At 62.9% G+C, this 19,775-nt stretch carries 19 protein-coding genes; 8 read left to right on the forward strand and 11 right to left on the reverse strand.

Annotation, left to right across the window (positions count from 1 at the left end; translation table 11 throughout):
- Positions 1-65: 65 nt before the first annotated feature.
- Positions 66-1,316, reverse strand: coding sequence for a Zn-dependent hydrolase (locus AC2FME_RS14130; RefSeq protein WP_170538339.1), 1,251 nt, complete (start codon positions 1,314-1,316; stop codon positions 66-68).
- A gap of 171 nt (positions 1,317-1,487) precedes the next feature.
- On the opposite strand from AC2FME_RS14130, the gene AC2FME_RS14135 reads away from it, so the two are divergent.
- A complete protein-coding gene (locus AC2FME_RS14135) occupies positions 1,488-2,096 on the forward strand; it encodes a TetR family transcriptional regulator C-terminal domain-containing protein (RefSeq protein ID WP_496800762.1) in 609 nt (202 codons plus the stop codon).
- A gap of 43 nt (positions 2,097-2,139) precedes the next feature.
- On the opposite strand, the gene preA is transcribed toward AC2FME_RS14135, so the two are convergent.
- The 3 genes from preA to AC2FME_RS14150 all read right to left on the reverse strand — a co-directional run bounded on the left by preA (position 2,140) and on the right by AC2FME_RS14150 (position 5,641).
- The gene (preA, locus tag AC2FME_RS14140; RefSeq protein ID WP_496800763.1) at positions 2,140-3,444 is read right to left on the reverse strand and encodes an NAD-dependent dihydropyrimidine dehydrogenase subunit PreA; all 1,305 of its coding nucleotides are present in this window, start codon (positions 3,442-3,444) and stop codon (positions 2,140-2,142) included.
- Positions 3,445-3,513: 69 nt separating this feature from the next.
- Positions 3,514-4,848: an NAD(P)-dependent oxidoreductase gene (locus AC2FME_RS14145; protein WP_496795892.1), complete on the reverse strand. Its 1,335-nt coding sequence runs from the start codon at positions 4,846-4,848 to the stop codon at positions 3,514-3,516.
- A 160-nt stretch (positions 4,849-5,008) separates the two neighbouring features.
- Positions 5,009-5,641: a cupin domain-containing protein gene (locus AC2FME_RS14150; RefSeq protein ID WP_496800791.1), complete on the reverse strand. Its 633-nt coding sequence runs from the start codon at positions 5,639-5,641 to the stop codon at positions 5,009-5,011.
- Between the two features lie 151 nt (positions 5,642-5,792).
- Here AC2FME_RS14150 and AC2FME_RS14155 point away from each other — a divergent pair, with 151 nt between their 5' ends.
- The 3 genes from AC2FME_RS14155 (at position 5,793) to AC2FME_RS14165 (ending at position 8,870) form a co-directional block, all read left to right on the forward strand.
- Positions 5,793-6,788 (forward strand): GT-B fold glycosyltransferase domain-containing protein, encoded by a 996-nt coding sequence (locus tag AC2FME_RS14155; RefSeq protein WP_496800764.1) that lies wholly within the window; start codon positions 5,793-5,795, stop codon positions 6,786-6,788.
- A gap of 72 nt (positions 6,789-6,860) precedes the next feature.
- Positions 6,861-8,153, forward strand: a complete 1,293-nt coding sequence (locus AC2FME_RS14160; RefSeq protein WP_496679651.1) for an O-acetylhomoserine aminocarboxypropyltransferase/cysteine synthase family protein — start codon at positions 6,861-6,863, stop codon at positions 8,151-8,153.
- A 6-nt stretch (positions 8,154-8,159) separates the two neighbouring features.
- Positions 8,160-8,870, forward strand: coding sequence for a GNAT family N-acetyltransferase (locus tag AC2FME_RS14165; RefSeq protein ID WP_496800765.1), 711 nt, complete (start codon positions 8,160-8,162; stop codon positions 8,868-8,870).
- Between the two features lie 2 nt (positions 8,871-8,872).
- Here AC2FME_RS14165 and AC2FME_RS14170 read toward each other — a convergent pair whose 3' ends face one another.
- Positions 8,873-9,568 (reverse strand): SIMPL domain-containing protein, encoded by a 696-nt coding sequence (locus tag AC2FME_RS14170; protein WP_496800766.1) that lies wholly within the window; start codon positions 9,566-9,568, stop codon positions 8,873-8,875.
- Positions 9,569-9,732: 164 nt separating this feature from the next.
- On the opposite strand from AC2FME_RS14170, the gene AC2FME_RS14175 reads away from it, so the two are divergent.
- Positions 9,733-11,802, forward strand: a complete 2,070-nt coding sequence (locus AC2FME_RS14175; protein ID WP_496800767.1) for a hypothetical protein — start codon at positions 9,733-9,735, stop codon at positions 11,800-11,802.
- Between the two features lie 54 nt (positions 11,803-11,856).
- Here AC2FME_RS14175 and hppD read toward each other — a convergent pair whose 3' ends face one another.
- Positions 11,857-12,954: a 4-hydroxyphenylpyruvate dioxygenase gene (gene hppD / locus AC2FME_RS14180; protein ID WP_496679642.1), complete on the reverse strand. Its 1,098-nt coding sequence runs from the start codon at positions 12,952-12,954 to the stop codon at positions 11,857-11,859.
- Between the two features lie 146 nt (positions 12,955-13,100).
- Between hppD and AC2FME_RS14185 the strand changes: the two genes are divergently transcribed.
- Both AC2FME_RS14185 and AC2FME_RS14190 read left to right on the forward strand, forming a co-directional pair.
- Positions 13,101-13,556, forward strand: coding sequence for an Lrp/AsnC family transcriptional regulator (locus AC2FME_RS14185; protein WP_496679641.1), 456 nt, complete (start codon positions 13,101-13,103; stop codon positions 13,554-13,556).
- A gap of 19 nt (positions 13,557-13,575) precedes the next feature.
- Positions 13,576-15,453, forward strand: coding sequence for a monovalent cation:proton antiporter-2 (CPA2) family protein (locus AC2FME_RS14190; protein WP_496679638.1), 1,878 nt, complete (start codon positions 13,576-13,578; stop codon positions 15,451-15,453).
- A 28-nt stretch (positions 15,454-15,481) separates the two neighbouring features.
- On the opposite strand, the gene cobT is transcribed toward AC2FME_RS14190, so the two are convergent.
- Positions 15,482-16,495: a nicotinate-nucleotide--dimethylbenzimidazole phosphoribosyltransferase gene (gene cobT, locus AC2FME_RS14195; protein ID WP_496800768.1), complete on the reverse strand. Its 1,014-nt coding sequence runs from the start codon at positions 16,493-16,495 to the stop codon at positions 15,482-15,484.
- Positions 16,496-16,574: 79 nt separating this feature from the next.
- On the opposite strand from cobT, the gene cobS reads away from it, so the two are divergent.
- Positions 16,575-17,339 carry an adenosylcobinamide-GDP ribazoletransferase gene (cobS, locus tag AC2FME_RS14200; RefSeq protein ID WP_496800769.1) on the forward strand — a complete coding sequence of 255 codons (765 nt, stop codon included), beginning with the start codon at positions 16,575-16,577 and terminating at the stop codon, positions 17,337-17,339.
- Here cobS and AC2FME_RS14205 read toward each other — a convergent pair.
- The 4 genes from AC2FME_RS14205 to AC2FME_RS14220 form a co-directional block, all read right to left on the reverse strand.
- Positions 17,336-18,097: an ion channel gene (locus tag AC2FME_RS14205; protein WP_496741846.1), complete on the reverse strand. Its 762-nt coding sequence runs from the start codon at positions 18,095-18,097 to the stop codon at positions 17,336-17,338. The two genes, cobS and AC2FME_RS14205, sit on opposite strands and share 4 nt — an antisense overlap.
- A 122-nt stretch (positions 18,098-18,219) precedes the next feature.
- Complete coding sequence (locus AC2FME_RS14210) at positions 18,220-18,729, reverse strand: CarD family transcriptional regulator (RefSeq protein ID WP_149775807.1); 510 nt, start codon at positions 18,727-18,729, stop codon at positions 18,220-18,222.
- A gap of 268 nt (positions 18,730-18,997) precedes the next feature.
- Complete coding sequence (gene fdxA / locus AC2FME_RS14215; RefSeq protein ID WP_149775806.1) at positions 18,998-19,336, reverse strand: ferredoxin FdxA; 339 nt, start codon at positions 19,334-19,336, stop codon at positions 18,998-19,000.
- Between the two features lie 65 nt (positions 19,337-19,401).
- A complete protein-coding gene (locus AC2FME_RS14220; protein ID WP_496800770.1) occupies positions 19,402-19,773 on the reverse strand; it encodes an RNA-binding S4 domain-containing protein in 372 nt (123 codons plus the stop codon).
- Positions 19,774-19,775 lie beyond the last annotated feature (2 nt).

Below are 19,775 nucleotides of genomic sequence, written 5' to 3' on the forward strand. Positions count from 1 at the left end.
TCCCTGCGAGCGCGTCTGTTGCGCCTCTCTTGATTTTCCTGCGGGTTGGGGGCGCGCGGCCCCGGCTACTCCACGATCTCGGCGGTTTCGACGACCGCGTGGAAAAGGACGTCGGCCCCGGCGGTTGCCCATTCCTTGCTGATTTCCTCGGCCTCGTTGTGGCTTAGGCCATCCACGCAGGGGCACATCACCATCGCGGTCGGCGCCACACGGTTGATCCAGCAGGCATCGTGCCCTGCGCCCGAGATGATGTTGGTGTGCGAATAGCCCAGCCGCTCAGCCGCGTTGCGTACGGCGGCGACGCAGGTCTCGTCGAATTTCACCGGGTCAAACCCGCCGACCTTCTCGAACTCGACCTGCAGGCCCATCTCATCCACGATGTCCTCGGCGGCGACACGCAGACGGTTTTCCATATCCTTGATGACGTCCAACTCGGGAGAGCGGAAATCGACCGTGAACACCACCTTGCCCGGGATCACGTTACGCGAGTTCGGATAGACGTCGATATGCCCGGCAGCCCCCACGGCATGAGGCGCATGCGACCATGCGATCTCGTCCACCTTTTCGAGAATGCGCGCCATCGCCAGCCCGGCATTCTTGCGCATCGGCATCGGGGTTGATCCGGTATGCGCGTCCTTGCCGGTCACGGTCACCTGGGTCCAGCTCAGGCCCTGCCCATGGGTGACAACGCCGATATCCTTGCCTTCTGCCTCGAGGATCGGGCCCTGTTCGATATGCAGTTCGAAGAAGGCATGCATCTTACGGGCCCCGACCTCTTCGTCGCCGCGCCAGCCGATGCGCTGCAACTCGTCGCCGAACTTCTTGCCTTCGGCATCCTCGCGGTCATAGGCCCAATCCTGCGTGTGCATCCCCGCGAACACGCCCGACGCCAGCATGGCGGGGGCGAACCGGGTGCCCTCTTCGTTGGTCCAGTTGGTGGCCACGATCGGGTGTTTCGTCTTGATGCCCAGATCGTTCAGGGTTCGGATGATCTCGAGCGCACCCAGAACCCCCAGCACCCCGTCATACTTGCCGCCCGTCGGCTGCGTATCCAGGTGCGAGCCTACATAGACCGGCAGCGCATCGGGGTCCGTGCCGGGGCGCATGGCGAACATATTGCCCATCTGGTCGAGGCCCATGGTACACCCGGCTTCTTCGCACCATTTCTGGAACAGCGCGCGGCCTTCGGCATCTTCGTCGGTCAGGGTCTGGCGGTTGTTGCCGCCGGCAACGCCCGGACCGATCTTGGCCATCTCCATCAGGCTGTCCCACAACCTGTCGCCATTAATCCTGAGATTCTGCGCCGGAGCTGCCATGTTCGTCTTCCCTGTTGCTTGCGATTTAGCTCGCTTTTGGTGTCTTGATTTGACCATCTGGTCAAACTCACGCTATCACGGGTTCAACATCAGTCAAGAAATTGCATCGCGCCGATGCAAAAATCGGCATATTCAACACCTGCTTGTTCGAAAAAGAGACGCCCTGAATACATGCCCAAAGACCGCGCCCCGACCCGAATTCAGAAAAAGAACCGCACCGCGATTCTCGAGGCTGCGCTGAACGTGTTTTCGGCCCATGGCTTTCGCGGGGCGACCGTCGATCAGATCGCGGCCGAGGCCGGGCTGAGCAAGCCAAATCTTTTGTATTATTTCCCGTCAAAAGAGGCGATCCACACCGCGCTTCTGTCCGGCCTTCTGGAAACCTGGCTGGCGCCGCTGCACGACCTTGATGAAAACGGCGAGCCGATGGAGGAGATCCTCTCGTACATCAAGCGCAAGCTGCAGATGAGCCGCGAGTTGCCGCGCGAAAGCCGCCTGTTTGCGAACGAGCTGGTGCAGGGCGCGCCTCGCATCCATGACGCCCTGTCGAACGATCTGAAGGCGCTGGTCGATCAGAAGGCGGCCGTTCTGATGCATTGGATGGATCAGGGCAAAATCGCCCGCCTGCACCCGCATCACCTGATCTTTTCGATCTGGGCGTTGACCCAGCATTATGCGGATTTCGATGTTCAGGTACGGGCGATCCTGGGCGACGAAGACCCGTTCGAAGGGGCTGCGCCCTTCATCGACACCCTGTACCGAAAACTGCTGACCCCATGAAAAAAGGGCCGCAGCGCGGCCCCTTTTGGTGATCTGACGCCGATCACTCGGCGGCTTTGGCCATCGGGTTGTTCGGGTGGGTTGTCCAGTTGGCATAGTCCGGCTGAACCACCTTGCCGGTGCGCGGGTCGACTTCGCCCGCCGCCATCGGCACCATCGAGATGCAGCCCTCGACCGGGCAGACATCCACGCACAGGTTGCAGGCCACGCATTCCTCGTCGATCACCTCGAACACTCGGTCGGGCGACATGGAGATAGCTTGATGGCTGGTGTCCTCGCAGGCCGCGTAGCAGCGGCCGCACTTGATGCACTGATCCTGATCGATCTTGGCCTTGGCAACGTAGTTCAGGTTCAGATATTGCCAGTCGGTCACATTCGGGACGGCGCGCCCGACGATCTCCGATACGTTGGAGTATCCCTTATCGTCCATCCACTGTGACAGTCCCGCCGTCAGTTCATCGATGATCTTGAACCCATAGGTCATCGCCGCCGTGCATACCTGGACCGTGCCGCAGCCCAACGCCATGAACTCGGCCGCGTCGCGCCATGTGGTCACCCCGCCGATGCCCGAGATCGGCAGGCCATGGGTCGCCTCGGCGCGGGCGATCTCGGAGACCATCGACAGGGCGATGGGCTTGACCGCAGGGCCGCAATAGCCGCCATGACTGCCCTTGCCGTCGATCGAGGGCTCGGGGCTGAACGTGTCCAGATTGACACTGGTGATCGAGTTTATCGTGTTGATCAGCGACACCGCATCGGCCCCGCCATTCTTGGCCGCAGCCGCCGGCTTGCGAATGTCGGTGATGTTGGGCGTCAGCTTCACGATCACCGGGCGGTCATAGTATTTCTTGCACCAGCGGGTGACCATTTCGATGTATTCGGGCACTTGCCCCACGGCCGAGCCCATACCGCGCTCGCTCATCCCGTGCGGGCAGCCGAAGTTCAGTTCGATCCCGTCGGCGCCGGTTTCAGCGACGCGCGGCAGGATGGCTTTCCAGGCCTCCTCCTCGCACGGCACCATGATCGAGGCGATCAGTGCGCGATCCGGGTAATCCGCCTTGACGCGGGCCATCTCCTCGAGGTTCACCTCGAGCGGCCGGTCGGTGATCAGTTCGATGTTGTTGAGGCCCAGCAGACGCCGGTCGGCCCCGTAGATCGCCCCGTACCGGGGGCCGTTCACGTTGACCACCGGCGGGCCTTCCGCGCCCAGCGTTTTCCACACGACGCCACCCCATCCGGCCTCGAAGGCACGGCGGACGTTGTATTCCTTGTCGGTCGGCGGCGCCGAGGCCAGCCAATAGGGGTTGGGGCTTTCGATGCCCAGAAAGTTCGTTTTCAAATCAGCCATTTATCCGGCCTCCCTGATGCGAAGATGCATCTTCGTCTTGTCACACAAATTCACGCGCCGACGCCTCGCTCAGGCGCTCAGGCTGGCGTGAATGTCCATAGCGGCATCGCGGCCCTCGGCTACGGCGGTCACGGTCAGATCCTCGCCACCCGCAGCACAGTCTCCGCCGGCCCAGACCCCCGGAACCGAGGTGCGTCCAGCCGCATCGACAGCGATCTTGTTGCCGTCGAGCACCAGCCCCTCGGGCGCGCCGTTCAGCGTCTGGCCGATGGCCTTCAACACCTGATCGGCGGCCAGACGGATGGTATCGCCCGTGCCGGTCAGCTTGCCGTCCACGGTGGCAGTATACTCCAATTCGATCTCGGCCGCTGCCCCGTTGCCATGGATGGCGACGGGCTGGACATTGCATAGGATGCGCACCCCCTTCGAGGCCGCCAGATCCTGTTCGTATTTACTGGCGCTCATCGCCGCGCGCCCGCGCCGATAGGCGATGGTCACGTTCTCGGCGCCCAGCAGTTTGCACTTGACCGCGGCATCGACCGCCGTCATCCCGCCGCCGATCACCACTACGTTCCGGCCCACCGGAACCTGAGCCAAATCAGCGGCCTGGCGGACCTCGGCGATGAAATCGACCGCGTCGCGCACGCCCGGCAGGTCTTCGCCCTGGGCCCGCAGCGCGTTCACACCAGCCAGACCGATCGACAGGAACACCGCATCATAGTCGTTGCGCAGACTGTCCAGAGTGACAGTCTGGCCCAGCGCCTCGCCGGTTCGGATGCTGATGCCGCCGATCTTCAGCAGCCAGTCCACCTCGGCCTGAGCAAAGTCATTGGTCGCCTTGTAGGCGGCGATCCCGTATTCGTTCAGCCCGCCCGGCTTGGGCTTTGCCTCAAAGATCACGACGTCATGGCCCAGCATCGCCAGCCGATGCGCACAGGCCAGCCCCGCGGGCCCTGCCCCGATCACGGCAACGGTCTTGCCGGTGGGGGCCGCACGTTTGAACGGATGCACACCGGCCTGCATCAGCGTATCGGTCGCATACCGCTGCAAGCGCCCGATCTCGACCGGCTTGCCCTCGGCCGTTTCGCGCACGCAGGCTTCCTCGCACAGCGTTTCGGTCGGGCACACACGGGCGCACATGCCGCCCAGGATGTTCTGATCGAAGATCGTCTTTGCCGCTGATTCCGGTTGCCCGGCCTGAATCTGCCGAATGAACAGCGGAATATCGATATCGGTTGGACAGGCCGTCACGCACGGCGCGTCATAGCAGAAATAACACCGATCGGCGGCCACGGCAGCCTCGTGCGGCGCCAGAGGCGGATGCAGATCGGTGAAATTCGAGGTCAGCTCATCGCTGGAAAGCCGCCCGGCGACGATGCCGGGTGCCATCTGGCCCTGTGCCATCACTCTACTCCCTGTAGATATGTTTGTTATTGAGACCAGCTTGCCACAAACAGATTTTTTATCAATTGGTAAAATTTGCCAAATGGTCAAAAAAGCGAAAACCGGGCCGAATGACCCGGTTCTTTGGTGGCATTTGCCCGTTTTTCAGGCGAAACCGGCCTCAGACCATGACGGACAGGTGCCCTGACTTCATCCAGACGCGGGCGCCATCCGGACCTGCCCACAATTCAGTGCGCGTTCCGGGCGGCAGACGCAGCCAGTCCCATCGCGCGAATTCCTCGCCTTGTTCGGTGAAGCCGCCGTCGATCACGAAGACCTCAGCCCCGCCGGGCGCGTCAATCGGCACGACCTGATCGGGCGGCCAACTGTGCACTTCAACCGTTTCGTGGTCGTCCTTGAACAGCGGCACTTGGTCCGCACCGTTGATCGAGCGGCGCACGGTGGTGCGGTCGTTTGGGTCGAATTGATGCAGTTTGACCAAGATCGTCGCGCCTTGGCTGGCCGATGGCGTATGCGACGAGGTCGGCGGGTTGCGGACATAGCTGCCCACCGGGAAATCTCCGGTCTCGTCCTGAAAAACGCCGTCCAGAACCAGGTATTCCTCGCCCCCGTCATGGGTGTGGGCGGCAAAAGCGCTGCCGGGCGCAAAGCGCACGATGGTGGTGGCGCGCGCCACCTCGTCGCCGATCCGGTCCAGCATCTTGCGCTCGACCCCGGCGGCGGGCGAGGCCACCCACTCGGTCTGGTCGAAGTGAACCGCCACCCGCTGGGTGAAATCCGCATTGATCCGCATGTCGCGCTCCTGTCTGATCTCCTCCATCAACATGGGCGTGCCGGGCCCGATTTCAAACACGCGGCGTCAACGGTTTTGACGCAGGTTCAGCGATGCTGTAGGTCGAAACCAACGGCAAGGGGCGGGCAAGCGCCCTGAACGGAAGGCGCAGATGCAGGCAGACCGGCAGAAATTCAACATCCTCATCATCGGGCAGAACAACCGCCTGCAATACGAAGCCGTCCTGTTCGCCGCCTCACTTCGCCACTCCGCGCCCGGATTTTCGGGCCGCCTGTTCGTAGGCGTTCCGCAACCCGGCCCGCGCTGGAGCCAGGACCCAAGCATCCGCAACGAGGATGTTCTGAAGGCGCTGAAACAGCTGGACGCCGAGATCCTGCCCTTTTCGTCCGAGGTGTTCGGCGAAAGCTATCCCTACGGCAACAAGATCGAGGCGCTGGCCGCCCTGCCCGAGGGTGAGCCGTTCGTGTTCTTCGACACCGACACGCTGATTACAGGCGACCTGGCCGCCGTGCCGTTCGATTTCGACCGGCCCGGTGCGTCGCAGAAGGTCGAGGGCACCTGGCCCAAGCCGACCCTGTACGGGCCGGGGTTCGATGGCATCTGGCGGGCGCTCTATGACCGGTTCGGGCTGGATTTCCAAAGCTCGATCGACCCTACCCAACCGGCGGAATACTGGCGGCGGTATCTGTATTTCAATGCGGGCTATTTCTTCTACAAATGCCCCCGGCAATTCGGCACGCGGTTTCTGGACTATGCGCGCACCATCCGGGATGAAGAGATCCCCGCCCTGACCGGCCAGAACCTGGACCCGTGGCTGGACCAGGCGGCTCTGCCGCTGGTCATCCACGCGCTTGGCGGCGGGCGCGAAGTTCTGCCCGCGGGCCTGCTGGATGGCTCGGTCAGCTGCCACTATCGCCTGTTCCCGCTGCTTTACGCACGCGAAAGCGACCGGGTGGTCGACGTGCTGGAAACTGTTGCCGCGCCCAATAAGGTCAAGAAGGTGCTCAAGAACTACGATCCGCTGAAACGGCTGGTGTATCAGGGCAAGGGCGCCAAGATCCGCGCCATGTTCGACCGGGACAACCTGCCCCAGCGCGAGCAGGCCATCCGCAAGGTCATCAAGAACAAGGGGCTGTGGCTGCGCTGACGCGGACATTGTGCCGGGCCCGGCAATCGCCTAGAGATTCTGCAACGCATATACCCAACAGGAGAGTGACGTATGTCCGACGGCCCCACCTATGGTTTTGATACGCTGCAAATTCACGCAGGCGCCCGCCCCGATCCGGCGACTGGCGCGCGCCAGACCCCGATCTATCAGACCACGGCCTATGTGTTCCGCGATGCCGATCACGCGGCCGCTTTGTTCAACCTGCAAGAGGTCGGCTATATCTACTCGCGCCTGACCAACCCCACGGTGGCAGTTCTGCAAGAGCGGGTGGCGACGCTGGAAGGTGGCGTTGGCGCAGTGTGCTGTTCTTCGGGTCACGCGGCGCAGATCATGGCTCTGTTCCCGCTGATGGGGCCGGGTTGCAACGTGGTCGCCTCGACCCGGCTGTATGGTGGAACGGTCACGCAGTTCAGCCAGACCATCAAGCGCTTTGGCTGGTCGGCCAAGTTCGTTGATACCGATGATCTGGATGCTGTGAAGGCCGCCATCGATGACAACACCCGCGCGGTGTTCTGCGAATCCATCGCAAACCCGGGCGGCTATGTCACCGATATCCGCGCGCTGGCCGATGTGGCCGATGCCGCCGGCATTCCGCTGATCGTCGACAACACCTCGGCCACGCCTTATCTGTGCCGCCCGATCGAGCATGGTGCCACGCTGGTCGTGCATTCGACCACCAAGTACCTGACCGGCAATGGCACGGTGACCGGCGGCTGCATCGTGGATTCGGGCAAGTTCGACTGGTCCGCCAGCGACAAGTTTCCCTCGCTCAGCGCGCCGGAGCCCGCCTATCACGGCCTCAAATTCCACGAAACTTTCGGCCCACTGGCCTTCACCTTCCACGGTATCGCCGTGGGCCTGCGCGACCTGGGCATGACGATGAACCCGCAGGCTGCGCATTACACGCTGATGGGGATCGAGACGCTGAGCCTGCGCATGCAGCGCCATGTCGAAAACGCCGAAAAGATCGCCGCTTGGCTCGAGAAAGACGACCGCGTGGACTATGTGACCTATGCGGGCTTGCCCTCGTCGCCCTATCACGACCGGGTCAAGAAATATTACCCCAAGGGCGCAGGGGCCCTGTTCACCTTTGCGGTCAAGGGTGGCTATGACGCCTGCGTCAAGCTGGTGAACGCGCTCGAGATCTTCAGCCACGTCGCCAACTTGGGCGATGCGCGGTCGCTGATCATCCATTCGGCCTCGACCACGCACCGGCAGCTGACCCCCGAACAGCAAGAGGCCGCCGGTGCCGGGCCGAACGTGGTGCGGGTGTCGATCGGGATCGAGGATGCCGATGACCTGATCGCCGATCTCGATCAGGCGCTATCCAAGGCTTGCGCCTAGTCCGAAATGCCGGGGCACCGGATCAACGCATTGGGCCAGCCCGTGGGCCTGCCGGTTGCGGGGGAGTTCCCCCGCCCGGCCCCACCGAGCGCGCCCATGCAGGGGCGGTTTTGCCACGTGGTGCCCTTTGATGCGAATGCGCATGCGCCCGGCCTGTTCCGGGCGTTTGCCGCCGATACCGACGGGCGCAACTGGACCTACCTGCCCTACGGCCCGTTCGACTCGCAAGCGGGGTTCGCCGCCTGGCTGGCGCAGACCTGCACGGGGGACGATCCGCTGTTCCACACGGTTCTGGACCAAGGCGGACAGCCCGTCGGGATGGCATCCTACCTGCGTATCGACCGCAATGCCGGCGCAATCGAGGTGGGGCACATCCATTTCTCGCCGCTGATGCAGCGCACGCCGGTCGCAACCGAAACGATGTTCCTGATGATGCGCCGCGTCTTCGATGAACTGGGCTATCGCAGGTACGAATGGAAATGCGATGCGCTGAATGCCCCGTCGCGCCGGGCCGCCGAACGGCTGGGTTTTGTCTTCGAAGGCGAATTTCGGCAGGCCACCCATTACAAGGGGCGCAACCGCGACACGGCGTGGTTTTCGATCATCGATACGGACTGGCCACGCATCCGGCAGGCGTTCGAAACCTGGTTGTCACCGGAGAATTTCGATGCCTCGGGCCAACAGCGGAAACCGCTGATGGCCCGCAGCGAAAGATGACGTTAGTCGGAAATGTCAAACTCCATCGACACGGTGACCGAAACAGAAACCTCGCCACCGGCGACCGGGACCCCGCCCGAATCGGCCATGGCCATCTCGCGCATCTGCATCACCGGCCGCAGGCCGCCGCTCTGCTCGTCGATCGAGTGAACCGGCCCCAGGGTAACGCCGGCGGCCTGCGCCAGTTGCCGGGCTTTCTCGATCGCGTCAGCCACGGCCTCGGCCCGCGCTTCGGCCTCCAGCGGCTCGGGCTCCTGCAGGCCAAAGCTCAGGCCGCCGAAATCATTTGCACCATCTTCCATGACCCCATCCAGAATCGCGCCCAACGCGCCCAGGTCGCGCACCCGCACAACCACCCGGTTCGAGGCCACGAAGCCGGTGATCCGTGGGGTGCCGTCGCCCGAATAGCCCCGCCCGCTCCAGACCGGCGACACCGATAGGTCGCGCGTCTGCACGTCACGCGGCGCGATGCCCATGTCGTCCAGCCGGGCCAGAACCTTCGTGACGGCGGCGGAGGTCGCGCGCATTGCGGCCGAGGCCGCCTTGTCTTCGTTCGTGACCCCCAGCATGATGGTGGCCATGTCGGGCGCGGCCTCGGCCGTTCCGGTCGCGGACACACGGATGCGACGTTCTTCCGCATGGGCGGCGCCGGCCGCGGTCGCCGCCAGCATTGCCGCCAAAAAAGCAAATGTCTTCAAGGTGATCCCTCCGGTTTCCTGTCTCGGACAATGGGCCGGCAGACCCTTGCCGAGCAAGGGGAGAATCCGGCTTTGCCTTTCCCTCGGCGGGTTCCTGCTTTAACCTCGTTGGGCGGACGCATGGGCGTTTGCTTTGGTTCTGGCAATTACGGCATCTTCGGATCATGATACCCGCCTTCGCGTTGTCCCTTTCGGAAAACGGCATCACGCTTCTGCACCAGTCCGATGGCGAATGGTTCGAGATCGGATCCGTTACGCTGGACGATCCGGATTTTTCCGAAAACCTGACCGAACTGCGCAAACAGGCCTTTGCGCTGGCCAACGACCTAAGCTGCATCGTCGTGATCCCGGCCGAGCATGTCCGCTATCTTGGGATTCCAGCCGATGACGCCGGTTTGGGCGATCCGACCGCGCGGATCGAGGCCGAACTGGCCGCGGCGACGCCCTATGCGGCGAACGAGCTGCTCCATGATTCTCAGCGTCGGGACGGTGTTCTGCAAGTTGCCGCAATCGCCCGCGAAACTCTGGACGAGGCGCGAAGATTTACCGTTCAATACGGGTTCGTACCCCTGTGTATTGCGGCCCCTCCGCAGGGTGAGTCCTGGCCCGGATCCTTCGAGTTTCGTTTCGACGGAGCACCTGGCAATACGACGGCGGAAACCGCGCCGATTGCAACCGACCTGCCCGCGCGCCCAGAGGGCACTGAACCGACCGAGCCGGCACCGGCACCCTCGCCCGAAGTGACCGCCGCAGAGCCCTCGGTCGCAGTCCACCCCGTTGCTGAACCGCACGGCGCGGCGACGTTTCGCCCGCAGAACACCTTGGACGGACCCTCGGCACGCACCTTGTGGCACGACCGCCGCCTGCGCCGTGCGGTGCCGGTGGCCGTCGTTGCAGTACTGGCCGGTGTGGCATTTGGCATTCTGAACCGCTCGGATGACGCCCCTGCCCCGAACCCTGCCCCTCCCGCGCCTGTGGTTGCCGAGGCCCCCGTACTGGACCAACCCGAAGATCAGGTTCCTCGGACCACTGCGCCCGTGTCCACGCCTGAGGAGCCGGCTCCGCCTTCCCTCGAGCAGGCGGCGACCACGGGACCCGAACGCGCGCCCGTTGAATTGCCGCCTGTTCCTTCCGAAACCGACCCCGAGGCCCTGGCCGATCTGGTCTCGGCGCCGGTTGAAACCCCGGACGCACCCACACCCGGGCCGGACCCGATCGACACCGCCGTTCTGGATGCGCTGACGGTCGCGCCATCGCCGGTCGAACAGGTCCAGCGCGACCCCGAAAGCCAGGAGGTGTTCCAAGAGGTCACCGGCCTGACCATCGTTGCGCCAGAGGCCCCGCCGACACCGCCACTGGAGGACCCGGACCAACTCTATCTTGCATCCATCGACTCGACCGACCTGTCACAGGATGCGATTGCACTGCCCGATGTCCTGAGTTTTGCATCCGACGCACCGGTCGATCAGGTCAGCGCTCCCGCGGCGCCGGGCACGCGGTTCGCGCTGGACGCGCGCGGGTTGGTGACGCCGACCCCCGAGGGGACGCTGAACCAGGACGGCGTCATGGTGTATCTGGGACGGCCAGCGCGGGTGCCGCCGGCGGTGCCCGTTCGATTCGAAACCGACCCGACGGTCACCCAGGCCGACGAACGGCTGGCCGGCCTTCGCCCCAAGACGCGCCCGGCCGATCTGATCGACAGGTTCGAGCGGGAACAGCTTGGGGGGCGGTCATTGACCGAACTGGCCGGCATACGCCCGAAAGCCCGCCCCAAGTCCGTCCAAGACAGGGCGCAGACAGATCAAACCCCCACCGCACAGGCGGTGGTCCGGGTCCCGCGCCCACGGGTGCGCCCATCGACGGTTGCCGCACTGGCCGCCCAACGGCAAAAGACCGGCGGCGCCACGCTGGGCTCGGTCGCTGCGGTGGAGGAATCGGATGACGACGCGGGGTCGTTCCAGCCAAAATCCGTGGCGCCAAAGATCCCCAGCACCGCATCGGTTGCCCGGCAAGCGACGATGGACAACGCGATCAACCTCAGACGACTGAACCTGATCGGGGTCTATGGCACCCCGGCCAACCGCCGCGCCCTGGTCCGGCTGCCCAGCGGCCGGTACAAGAAGCTGAAGATCGGCGACCGGATCGACGGCGGCAAGGTCGTTGCGATCGGTGACAGCGAGCTTCGTTATCAGAAGCAGGGGCGCAACCTGACCCTGACAATGCCCAAGGGATGAGACACCGAGAAGTCCGGAACCCTCAGCGGGTTCCGAAAGGCCTATCGCCGAAAATCAGGCGGCGTCGATTTCACCGGACTCGATCTGTTCGCGCTCGATCGATTCGAACAGTGCCTTGAAGTTGCCCTCGCCGAAGCCATCGTCGCCCTTGCGCTGGATGAACTCGAAGAAGATCGGCCCGATCACGGTTTTCGAGAAGATCTGCAACAGGATCTTGGTCTCGCCACCATCAACAACCCCTTCTCCGTCGATCAGGATGCCGTGCTTCTTCATCCGGTCCACCGGCTCGTCATGGCCCTTCACGCGGTCGAAGGACATCTGGTAGTAGGCATCGTTGGGGCCGGGCATGAACTTCAGCCCCCGCTCGGCGATCGCATCGGTCGAGTCATAGATGTTCTCGGTGCCGACGGCGATGTGCTGGATGCCCTCGCCTTTGTATTTCTTCAGATAGGACACGATCTGCCCGGTCTCGCCGCGGTCCTCGTTGATCGGAATGCGGATCCGGCCGCAGGGCGAAGTCAGCGCGCGGCTGAACAGACCAGTGTATTTACCCTGGATGTCGAAGAAGCGGATTTCACGGAAATTGAACAGGTCGCCGTAGAACTTGAACCACTTGTCCATGTTGCCCTTGTAGACATTGTGGGTCAGGTGATCGAGGTAATAGAAGCCCACGCCGCGCGGCTTGGACTGCTTCAGCCACTCGAATTCCTCGTTGTAGGGCGAGGTCTCGTAATATTGGTCGATAAAATAGATCAGCGATCCACCGATGCCCTTGATCGCGGGCACGTCCATGGTCTTGTCGGCGCCATCATAGGGTTCGGCCCCTTTTGAGACCGCGTGTTCATAGGCCTTTTGTGCATCGACTACGCGCCACCCCATCGACGGGGCGCAGGGCCCGTGCTCAGCCACGAATTTCGCGGCAAAACTGTCTGGATCGGCGTTCAGGATATAGGTGATGTCGCCCTGCTGCCACAGCTCGATTGCAGGCTTGTCCTTGTGGCGGGCAACCATTTCAAAACCCATTTTCGCGAAAAGATCGCGCAACTCCTGCGGCTCGGGATGGGCGAATTCGACGAACTCGAATCCGTCAGTCCCGGCGGGGTTTTCTGCGCTGACAACGGATTTCGGGGCATTGTGGGGGAAAGGACCCATGGCGTGTCTCCTCGACGAAAGGAATTTCTTTGCTGATTCAAGAATACGCATTTTTTCACACTGTTTTTGCGCATATTTTTCATGTAAACTTCTAATTGATGCGTGAAATTCGCGCGAAAATAATAAAGATTGAAAAAAACTCGCACATGCTGGATGCAATCGACACACGCCTGCTAGCGGCCCTGCAAAAGGATGCCCATCTGACGGCCCATCAGTTGGGCGAGTTGCTGAACCTGTCGCCCAGCCAGGCGGGCCGCCGTCGTCAGCGGCTTGAGGCCGAGGGCTATATCACCGGCTATGCTGCCAAGCTGGACCCCTTGAAACTGGGCCTGCACGTGCAGGGTTTCATCCAGGTTCACCTGGGCACGCACGGCCCCGAGCAATCGGCCAGCTTTGCCCGCATGGTCAATTCCCGCCCCGAGATCACCAGCGCCTGGACGATGACCGGCGAGGCGGATTACCTGCTGCACGTCTATTGTGCGGATCTTTCTGCGCTCAACGCCTTGCTGCACGAGGTGATCCTGCCGCATCCTGCCGTGGCCCGCGTGCAAAGCCAAATCGTGATGGATCAGCTCAAGCGCGACGCCCCGCTGCCCACTTGACGGCCTCGAAAGGAACGAGATGAACGAATTTCTGTACCAGGCCTCGATCTATCTGGCGGCGGCGGTGATCGCCGTGCCCCTGTCGGCGCGGTTGGGGCTGGGGTCGGTTCTGGGCTACCTCGCCGCCGGCCTTGCCATCGGGCCGATTCTGGGCTTGGTGGGGGCGGAAACCAAAGACCTGCAGCATGTGGCCGAATTCGGCGTGGTCATGATGCTGTTCCTGATCGGGCTTGAACTGGAACCGCGCGCGCTGTGGGACATGCGGCACAAGCTGCTGGGGCTGGGCGGGCTGCAGATTTCAATCTCGACCGCGGCCATCGCGGCCGTGACCTATTATACCGGGCAACCGTGGACGGTCGCCCTGGCGGTTGGGCTGACCCTGTCGCTGTCTTCGACGGCGATTGTGCTTCAGACCTTGTCCGAAAAAGGGTTGATGCGCACCAATGGTGGCCGGGCGACGTTCTCGGTTCTGTTGACGCAGGACATCGCAGTGATCCCGATCCTGGCCTTTCTGCCGCTGCTGGCCATGCCGGCCAGCATCTTCATCGAGGATGATGGCTCGATCACGCGCGGTGGCGACGGGCACGGCGACGCGAACCATGCGCTGTCGCTGGTCGACGGCCTGCCCGGCTGGGCGGTGACGCTGGTGACATTGGGCGCGATCGCGGTCGTGATCCTGGTCGGCGTCTACCTGACCCGCCCCCTGTTCCGGTTCATCCACGCGACCCGCTTGCGCGAGATGTATACGGCGCTGGCCCTGATGATCGTGGTCGGGATCTCGTTCCTGATGACGCTGGTGGGCCTGTCGCCGGCGCTGGGGGCCTTTCTGGCGGGCGTCGTCCTGGCCAGTTCCGAGTTCCGGCACGAAATGGAAAGCGATCTGGAGCCGTTCAAGGGGTTGCTGCTGGGTCTGTTCTTCATCACCGTCGGGGCTGGCATTGACGTAGGGTATTTCTTCAACGATCCCTTCGACCTGATCGGGCTGGCGCTGCTGGTGATCCTGATCAAGGGCATCATCCTCTACATCGTCGGGCGCGCCTTCAATCTACGTGGGCGCGATCATTGGCTTTTCACATTGGGCCTGGCACAGGCGGGCGAATTCGGCTTCGTGCTATTGGCTTTTTCGACCAAGCAGAGCGTGATCCCGCCTGCCCTTGGACAAAAGCTGTTGATGATCATCGCGCTGACGATGCTGATCACGCCGCTGTTGTTCATCCTGTATGATGTCCTGTCGCGCCGCATCCGCGACCGGGCCCCTCAGGTCGAACCCGAGGACATCGACGAACAGGGGCCCGTCATCATCGCCGGGATCGGCCGGTTCGGCCAGATCGTCAATCGTCTGGTCCGCGCCAGCGGGTTCAAGACGGTGGTTCTGGACCACAACATCGAGACCATCCAGTTGATGCGGCGCTTTGGCGTCAAGGGGTTTCTGGGCGACCCGACTCGGCCCGAACTGCTGCGGGCGGCGGGGCTGGAAAAGGCCTCAGTCCTGGTGGCCGCGATGGACAACCCCAAAGAAGTGACCCGGCTGGTTGCCTATGCCCGGCGGCAGCGCCCCGATCTGCACATCGTCGCGCGCGCTCATGACCGCACCCATGTGTACGAACTCTACCAGGCCGGCGCCGATGATATCGTCCGCGAGCTGTTCGACAGTTCGCTTCGGGCGGGCCGCTATGTGCTGGAAAATATCGGGCTGAGCGAATACGAAGCCGCGCAGGCCCAACAGACATTCTATCACCACGACCGGCAGGCAATCCGCGAATTGGCCGAGCTGTGGGTTCCCGGCCAGCCGACGGCCGAGAACAAGAAATACATCGAAAAGGCGCGCGAATTGGAGAAGGACCTGGAAACCGCGCTGCTGGAACTGGCCGAGAAGAAGGAAAAGAAATCCGCCTGATCCGGCGCGGGGCCGGATCAGATGGGCGTCATCCTTCCGACACGCCGGCCTCGGCAAAGGTGGCCATGCCCGAATGGCAGGCAACGGCGCTTTTCAGGATGTTGATCGCCAGCGCGCCACCCGACCCTTCGCCCAGCCGCAGCCCGAGGTTCAGCAAGGGGGCCTTGTCCAGCTTTGCCAGCATGGCGGCGTGGGCGCCCTCGGCGCTTTGATGGCCGGCCACGGCATGATCCAGCGCCTCGGGCGCCACACGATCCAGGCAGGCGGCGGCCGCCGTGCAGATGAACCCATCCAGAATGACAGGTATCCGTAACACCCGTGCCGCCGCGATCGCCCCGGCCATGGCCGCAAGTTCCCGCCCACCCAGGCAGCGCAGGATCTCAAGCCCATCACCCGAGGACCCGTGCAGTGCAACACCTTCGGCCACGACGCGCGTCTTGTTGGCAAGCCCGGCATCGTCCACACCGGTGCCACGCCCGGTCCAGTCGGCGGCCTCTCCGCCGAACAGGGCACAGGCTATCGCCGCCGCCGGGGTCGTATTGCCGATGCCCATTTCGCCGACCACAAGCAGGTCTGCATCGGGGTCGACCGCCCGCCACCCGGTGCGCAGCGCGTCCAGAAGTTCGGCCTCGGTCATGGCCGGGCCTTTCGTGAAATCCGCCGTCGGTCGATCGAGATCCAGCGCATGCACCGTCATCTTGGCCCCGGCCGCCTTGGCCAGTTGGTTGATTGCGGCGCCGCCATGTTCGAAATTCAGGACCATCTGCGCGGTGACTTCGGGCGGAAAGGCCGAAACCCCCTGCGCTGTCACCCCGTGATTGCCGGCAAACACGATCACCTGCGGCGCCTCGATCCGCGGCTGCGCGTCGCCGCGCCAGCCAGCATACCAGATCGCCAGTTCCTCGAGCCGACCCAGGGCTCCCGGCGGCTTGGTCAATTGGCCGTTGCGGTCGGAAGCGCTCCGCAGCGCGTCCCCGTCCGGACCGGGCGCAGTACGCAAAGCATCCCGGAAAGTATTCAGATCATCGAGTTCGGGCAGCATTCAAAGCCTCGTTGCATCACAGTCGTCCTGCGTGTTTAACCGAACGCGAGGCTCCAACAACCCCTTGAAAGGCGCGCAGGTGCACAAAAACGACACACGGCTGTTTTCGCCCCGGGACATACCGCTGGCGCTGGTTCTTCTCACGCGGTTGCCCCTGCCCCGGCTGCCGGATGAGGTTTTCGCCCGTCAGGCGCACGCGGTCTGGGCCTTTCCACTCGCGGGACTGGTCGTTGGCCTGCTGGCCGGTCTGGTCGGCTGGGTGGCGTCGGGTGCCGGTCTGCCGCCCTGGTGCACGGCCTCCCTGATCGCCGCAACCCTGACCATCGTGACCGGCGCCATGCACGAAGACGGGCTGGCCGACACCGCTGATGGGCTGTGGGGCGGCTATTCGGTCGAGCGGCGGCTCGAGATCATGAAGGACAGCCACATCGGCACGTTCGGTGTGTTGGCGTTGGTTTTTTCACAGTTAATGCGGGTGGCCGCGATCGTCGCCCTTCTGACCGGCGGAGGGCTTGCGTGCCTCGTGGCAGCGGCGGTGGTCTCGCGCGCGATGATGCCGCCGTTGATGGCGGGGCTGCCCAATGCGCGCGGCGCGGGGTTGAGCCATCAGGTCGGAACGCCTCCGGGCTCGGCGGTGATCGCGGGGTTGGTTCTGGCCTGCTTTCTGGGCATGGCCCTGGCGGGCTGGCCCGCGATTGCCGCGACGGTGTGCGCGGGCCTGGCGGTGATGACGGTCGCTGCAATTACCAAGGCAAAGATCGGTGGCCAGACCGGCGACATCCTGGGCGCCACCCAGCAAGTGTCCGAGATCGTGTTTCTTCTGGTCCTGGCCGCTGCGGCCTAGGTCACGCCACCTGTTTCGATCCGCAAGGTTGCGCCGCAATGCTTGCAGTGCACCGCATCCGGGTCATGCCGGAACAATCCGCAGCTGCGGCATTTGTATCGGACCTTTTGCGGCATGAAGACGGCCTGCGCCAGGCGCACGAACAGCGCCACCCCGACGACCATGATGAACACCGAAAACAGCTTGCCGCCCGGCGTGGGCAGGGTGATGTCTCCGAACCCCGTGGTGGTCAGAGTAGCCATCGTGAAATACAGCGCGTCGATATAGGGAGTTTCGCTGCTGGATGGAATGAAGAACACCAAAACGGCGGTTGACGTTGCAAACACGAAGACCAAAAGGTTCACCGCCGCAATCACCGCATCTTCATGCGTGCGAAAGAACGTGCTGTCTCGCCGCAGATCCCGCAGCAGATGGTAGGAATGGATCAGCCGCAGCGCCCGCAGAACCCTTAGGAAGGCCAGGCTGCCGGTCAGAAACGGATCGAGGACGATCGACAAGATCACCACCAGATCGGCCATCGTGTAGATCTTGAACAACAGTTTCCGGCGATCCTTGGCGATCCACAATCGGGCCAGGAAATCCAGCAGGATGATCAGCCCCACGCCCCAGCTGACCGCGATCAGCGCCGGCCCGTGGGGTATGTTGGCCGTGGAAACGAAGAACACGATCGAGGCGAAATCGAATAAGATGAGGAAATACCGAAACCACACCGAAACCGCCGCGCGACCGACATACAGTGCCCTAACCGTTTGTTTCATCACCGCCTCTCGATCAGTACCATCCCCGAAAACCTAACCCGCAACCGGTCGCCCGACCAAGGCGCGCCCATGAAAAAACCGCCCCGTAACCGGGGCGGTCAAATCTGTCGGATCACATCGGATCAGGCTGCGCGCGAGGTCAAGGCTTCGTCAACCTGCTTGGCAGCGGCAATCTCGTCGGACCCCGAGACAGCCGCGACTTCTCGGGTCAGCCGGTCAAGCGCGGCCTCGTACAGCTGACGCTCGGAGTAGCTCTGCTCGCGTTGTTCGTCGGTGCGATGCAGGTCACGGACCACTTCGGCGATCGAGATCAGGTCTCCGGAATTGATTTTCTGTTCATATTCTTGTGCCCGGCGCGACCACATGGCCCGTTTGACTTTGGCCTTGCCCTTCAGGGTCTTCATGGCCTGGCTGATCACGTCCGGCGAGCTCAGCGACCGCAGCCCCGACTCGGTGGCCTTGTTGGTCGGCACCCGCAGTGTCATCTTGTCCTTTTCGAACGAGATCACGAATAGTTCCAACTTGAATCCCGCAACTTCCTGTTCTTCGATCGATATGATCTTCCCAACCCCATGGGCCGGGTAGACAACAAAATCGTTCGGGCGAAACTCGAGCTTCTTCGATTTTGACATGCACTTGCTTCCTTGGTTTCAGAGCGGGAACAGACGGCAAAAGCCGAACCGGGGTCTGTAATGACCCCCGTCGGGTTGCCGGCTTTATTGATTTCAGCACTCCAAAGCGAACATACTTACGGAGTCATCCCCATCTCGGTCGATTTCTGAGTTTGATCATATCACAAAAATACGACATCTGGAAGCCGGCCTAACAGAGACAGGCAAGATATCGAGGTTTTTCAGAGCTTTGATGACCTGAAAGCCGCGATTGCGACGGCCGAATCGCTTAGCCGCCTTCGCCCGGGGCTTCCGAGAAATACTTCTCCATCTTGCCCTCTTCGCCGTCGTGCTTCTCGGCATCGGGCAGCGGATCCTTCTTCGACACGATCACCGGCCAGATCTCGGCGTATTTCCGGTTGAATTCGACCCACTCTTCCATGCCCGGCTCGGTATCGGGGCGGATCGCGTCAGCAGGGCACTCCGGCTCGCACACACCGCAGTCGATGCACTCGTCGGGATGGATGACCAGCGTGTTCTCACCCTCGTAGAAGCAATCGACCGGACAAACCTCGACGCAGTCGGTGTATTTGCAGGCAATGCAGTTCTCGGTGACAACATAGGTCATGGTCGAATTCCCATATCGGTTTCGGCGACTAGCTAATTCAACCCGCACCGGTCTTCAAGAGAAGATCACCCCCTTGGGGTGCGAGAAAGATCAAGCGCACGCCGATCCTTCTTGGTCGGACGACCTTTTCCCTCGAAACCCGGATTTCCCGGCAGAGCGTTCTGCGCGGGCATCAGATCGGTGTACAGCGTCTGCGCCTCGGACGCGGGGCCGCGACGCTCGCCCAGGATTTCGACGCGGACGACCCGGACCACTCGCCCCTGCACAAAGGTCACGACATCCCCGGGCCCGACGGTCTGCGCCGGCTTCTGGGCCCGGTCTCCGTTTATGCGCACATGGCCAGCGCTGACCTGTCTGGCAGCCAGGCTGCGGGTCTTGGAGAACCGAGCATGCCACAGCCACTTGTCGATCCGCAGCTTGGCCAGCGCCTCTGCCATGG

The sequence above is a fragment of the Ruegeria sp. BHSC026 genome (genome assembly GCF_059613065.1).

Bases quoted from the DNA above. Each gene is read 5' to 3' on its own strand.
- AC2FME_RS14130 (WP_170538339.1), bottom strand. From the start codon at position 1,316: ATGGCAGCTCCGGCGCAGAATCTCAGGATTAATGGCGACAGGTTGTGG.
- AC2FME_RS14135 (WP_496800762.1), top strand. From the start codon at position 1,488: ATGCCCAAAGACCGCGCCCCGACCCGAATTCAGAAAAAGAACCGCACC.
- preA (WP_496800763.1), bottom strand. From the start codon at position 3,444: ATGGCTGATTTGAAAACGAACTTTCTGGGCATCGAAAGCCCCAACCCC.
- AC2FME_RS14145 (WP_496795892.1), bottom strand. From the start codon at position 4,848: ATGGCACAGGGCCAGATGGCACCCGGCATCGTCGCCGGGCGGCTTTCC.
- AC2FME_RS14150 (WP_496800791.1), bottom strand. From the start codon at position 5,641: ATGCGGATCAATGCGGATTTCACCCAGCGGGTGGCGGTTCACTTCGAC.
- AC2FME_RS14155 (WP_496800764.1), top strand. From the start codon at position 5,793: ATGCAGGCAGACCGGCAGAAATTCAACATCCTCATCATCGGGCAGAAC.
- AC2FME_RS14160 (WP_496679651.1), top strand. From the start codon at position 6,861: ATGTCCGACGGCCCCACCTATGGTTTTGATACGCTGCAAATTCACGCA.
- AC2FME_RS14165 (WP_496800765.1), top strand. From the start codon at position 8,160: ATGCCGGGGCACCGGATCAACGCATTGGGCCAGCCCGTGGGCCTGCCG.
- AC2FME_RS14175 (WP_496800767.1), top strand. From the start codon at position 9,733: ATGATACCCGCCTTCGCGTTGTCCCTTTCGGAAAACGGCATCACGCTT.
- hppD (WP_496679642.1), bottom strand. From the start codon at position 12,954: ATGGGTCCTTTCCCCCACAATGCCCCGAAATCCGTTGTCAGCGCAGAA.
- AC2FME_RS14185 (WP_496679641.1), top strand. From the start codon at position 13,101: ATGCTGGATGCAATCGACACACGCCTGCTAGCGGCCCTGCAAAAGGAT.
- AC2FME_RS14190 (WP_496679638.1), top strand. From the start codon at position 13,576: ATGAACGAATTTCTGTACCAGGCCTCGATCTATCTGGCGGCGGCGGTG.
- cobT (WP_496800768.1), bottom strand. From the start codon at position 16,495: ATGCTGCCCGAACTCGATGATCTGAATACTTTCCGGGATGCTTTGCGT.
- AC2FME_RS14205 (WP_496741846.1), bottom strand. From the start codon at position 18,097: ATGAAACAAACGGTTAGGGCACTGTATGTCGGTCGCGCGGCGGTTTCG.
- AC2FME_RS14210 (WP_149775807.1), bottom strand. From the start codon at position 18,729: ATGTCAAAATCGAAGAAGCTCGAGTTTCGCCCGAACGATTTTGTTGTC.
- fdxA (WP_149775806.1), bottom strand. From the start codon at position 19,336: ATGACCTATGTTGTCACCGAGAACTGCATTGCCTGCAAATACACCGAC.
- AC2FME_RS14220 (WP_496800770.1), bottom strand. From the start codon at position 19,773: ATGGCAGAGGCGCTGGCCAAGCTGCGGATCGACAAGTGGCTGTGGCAT.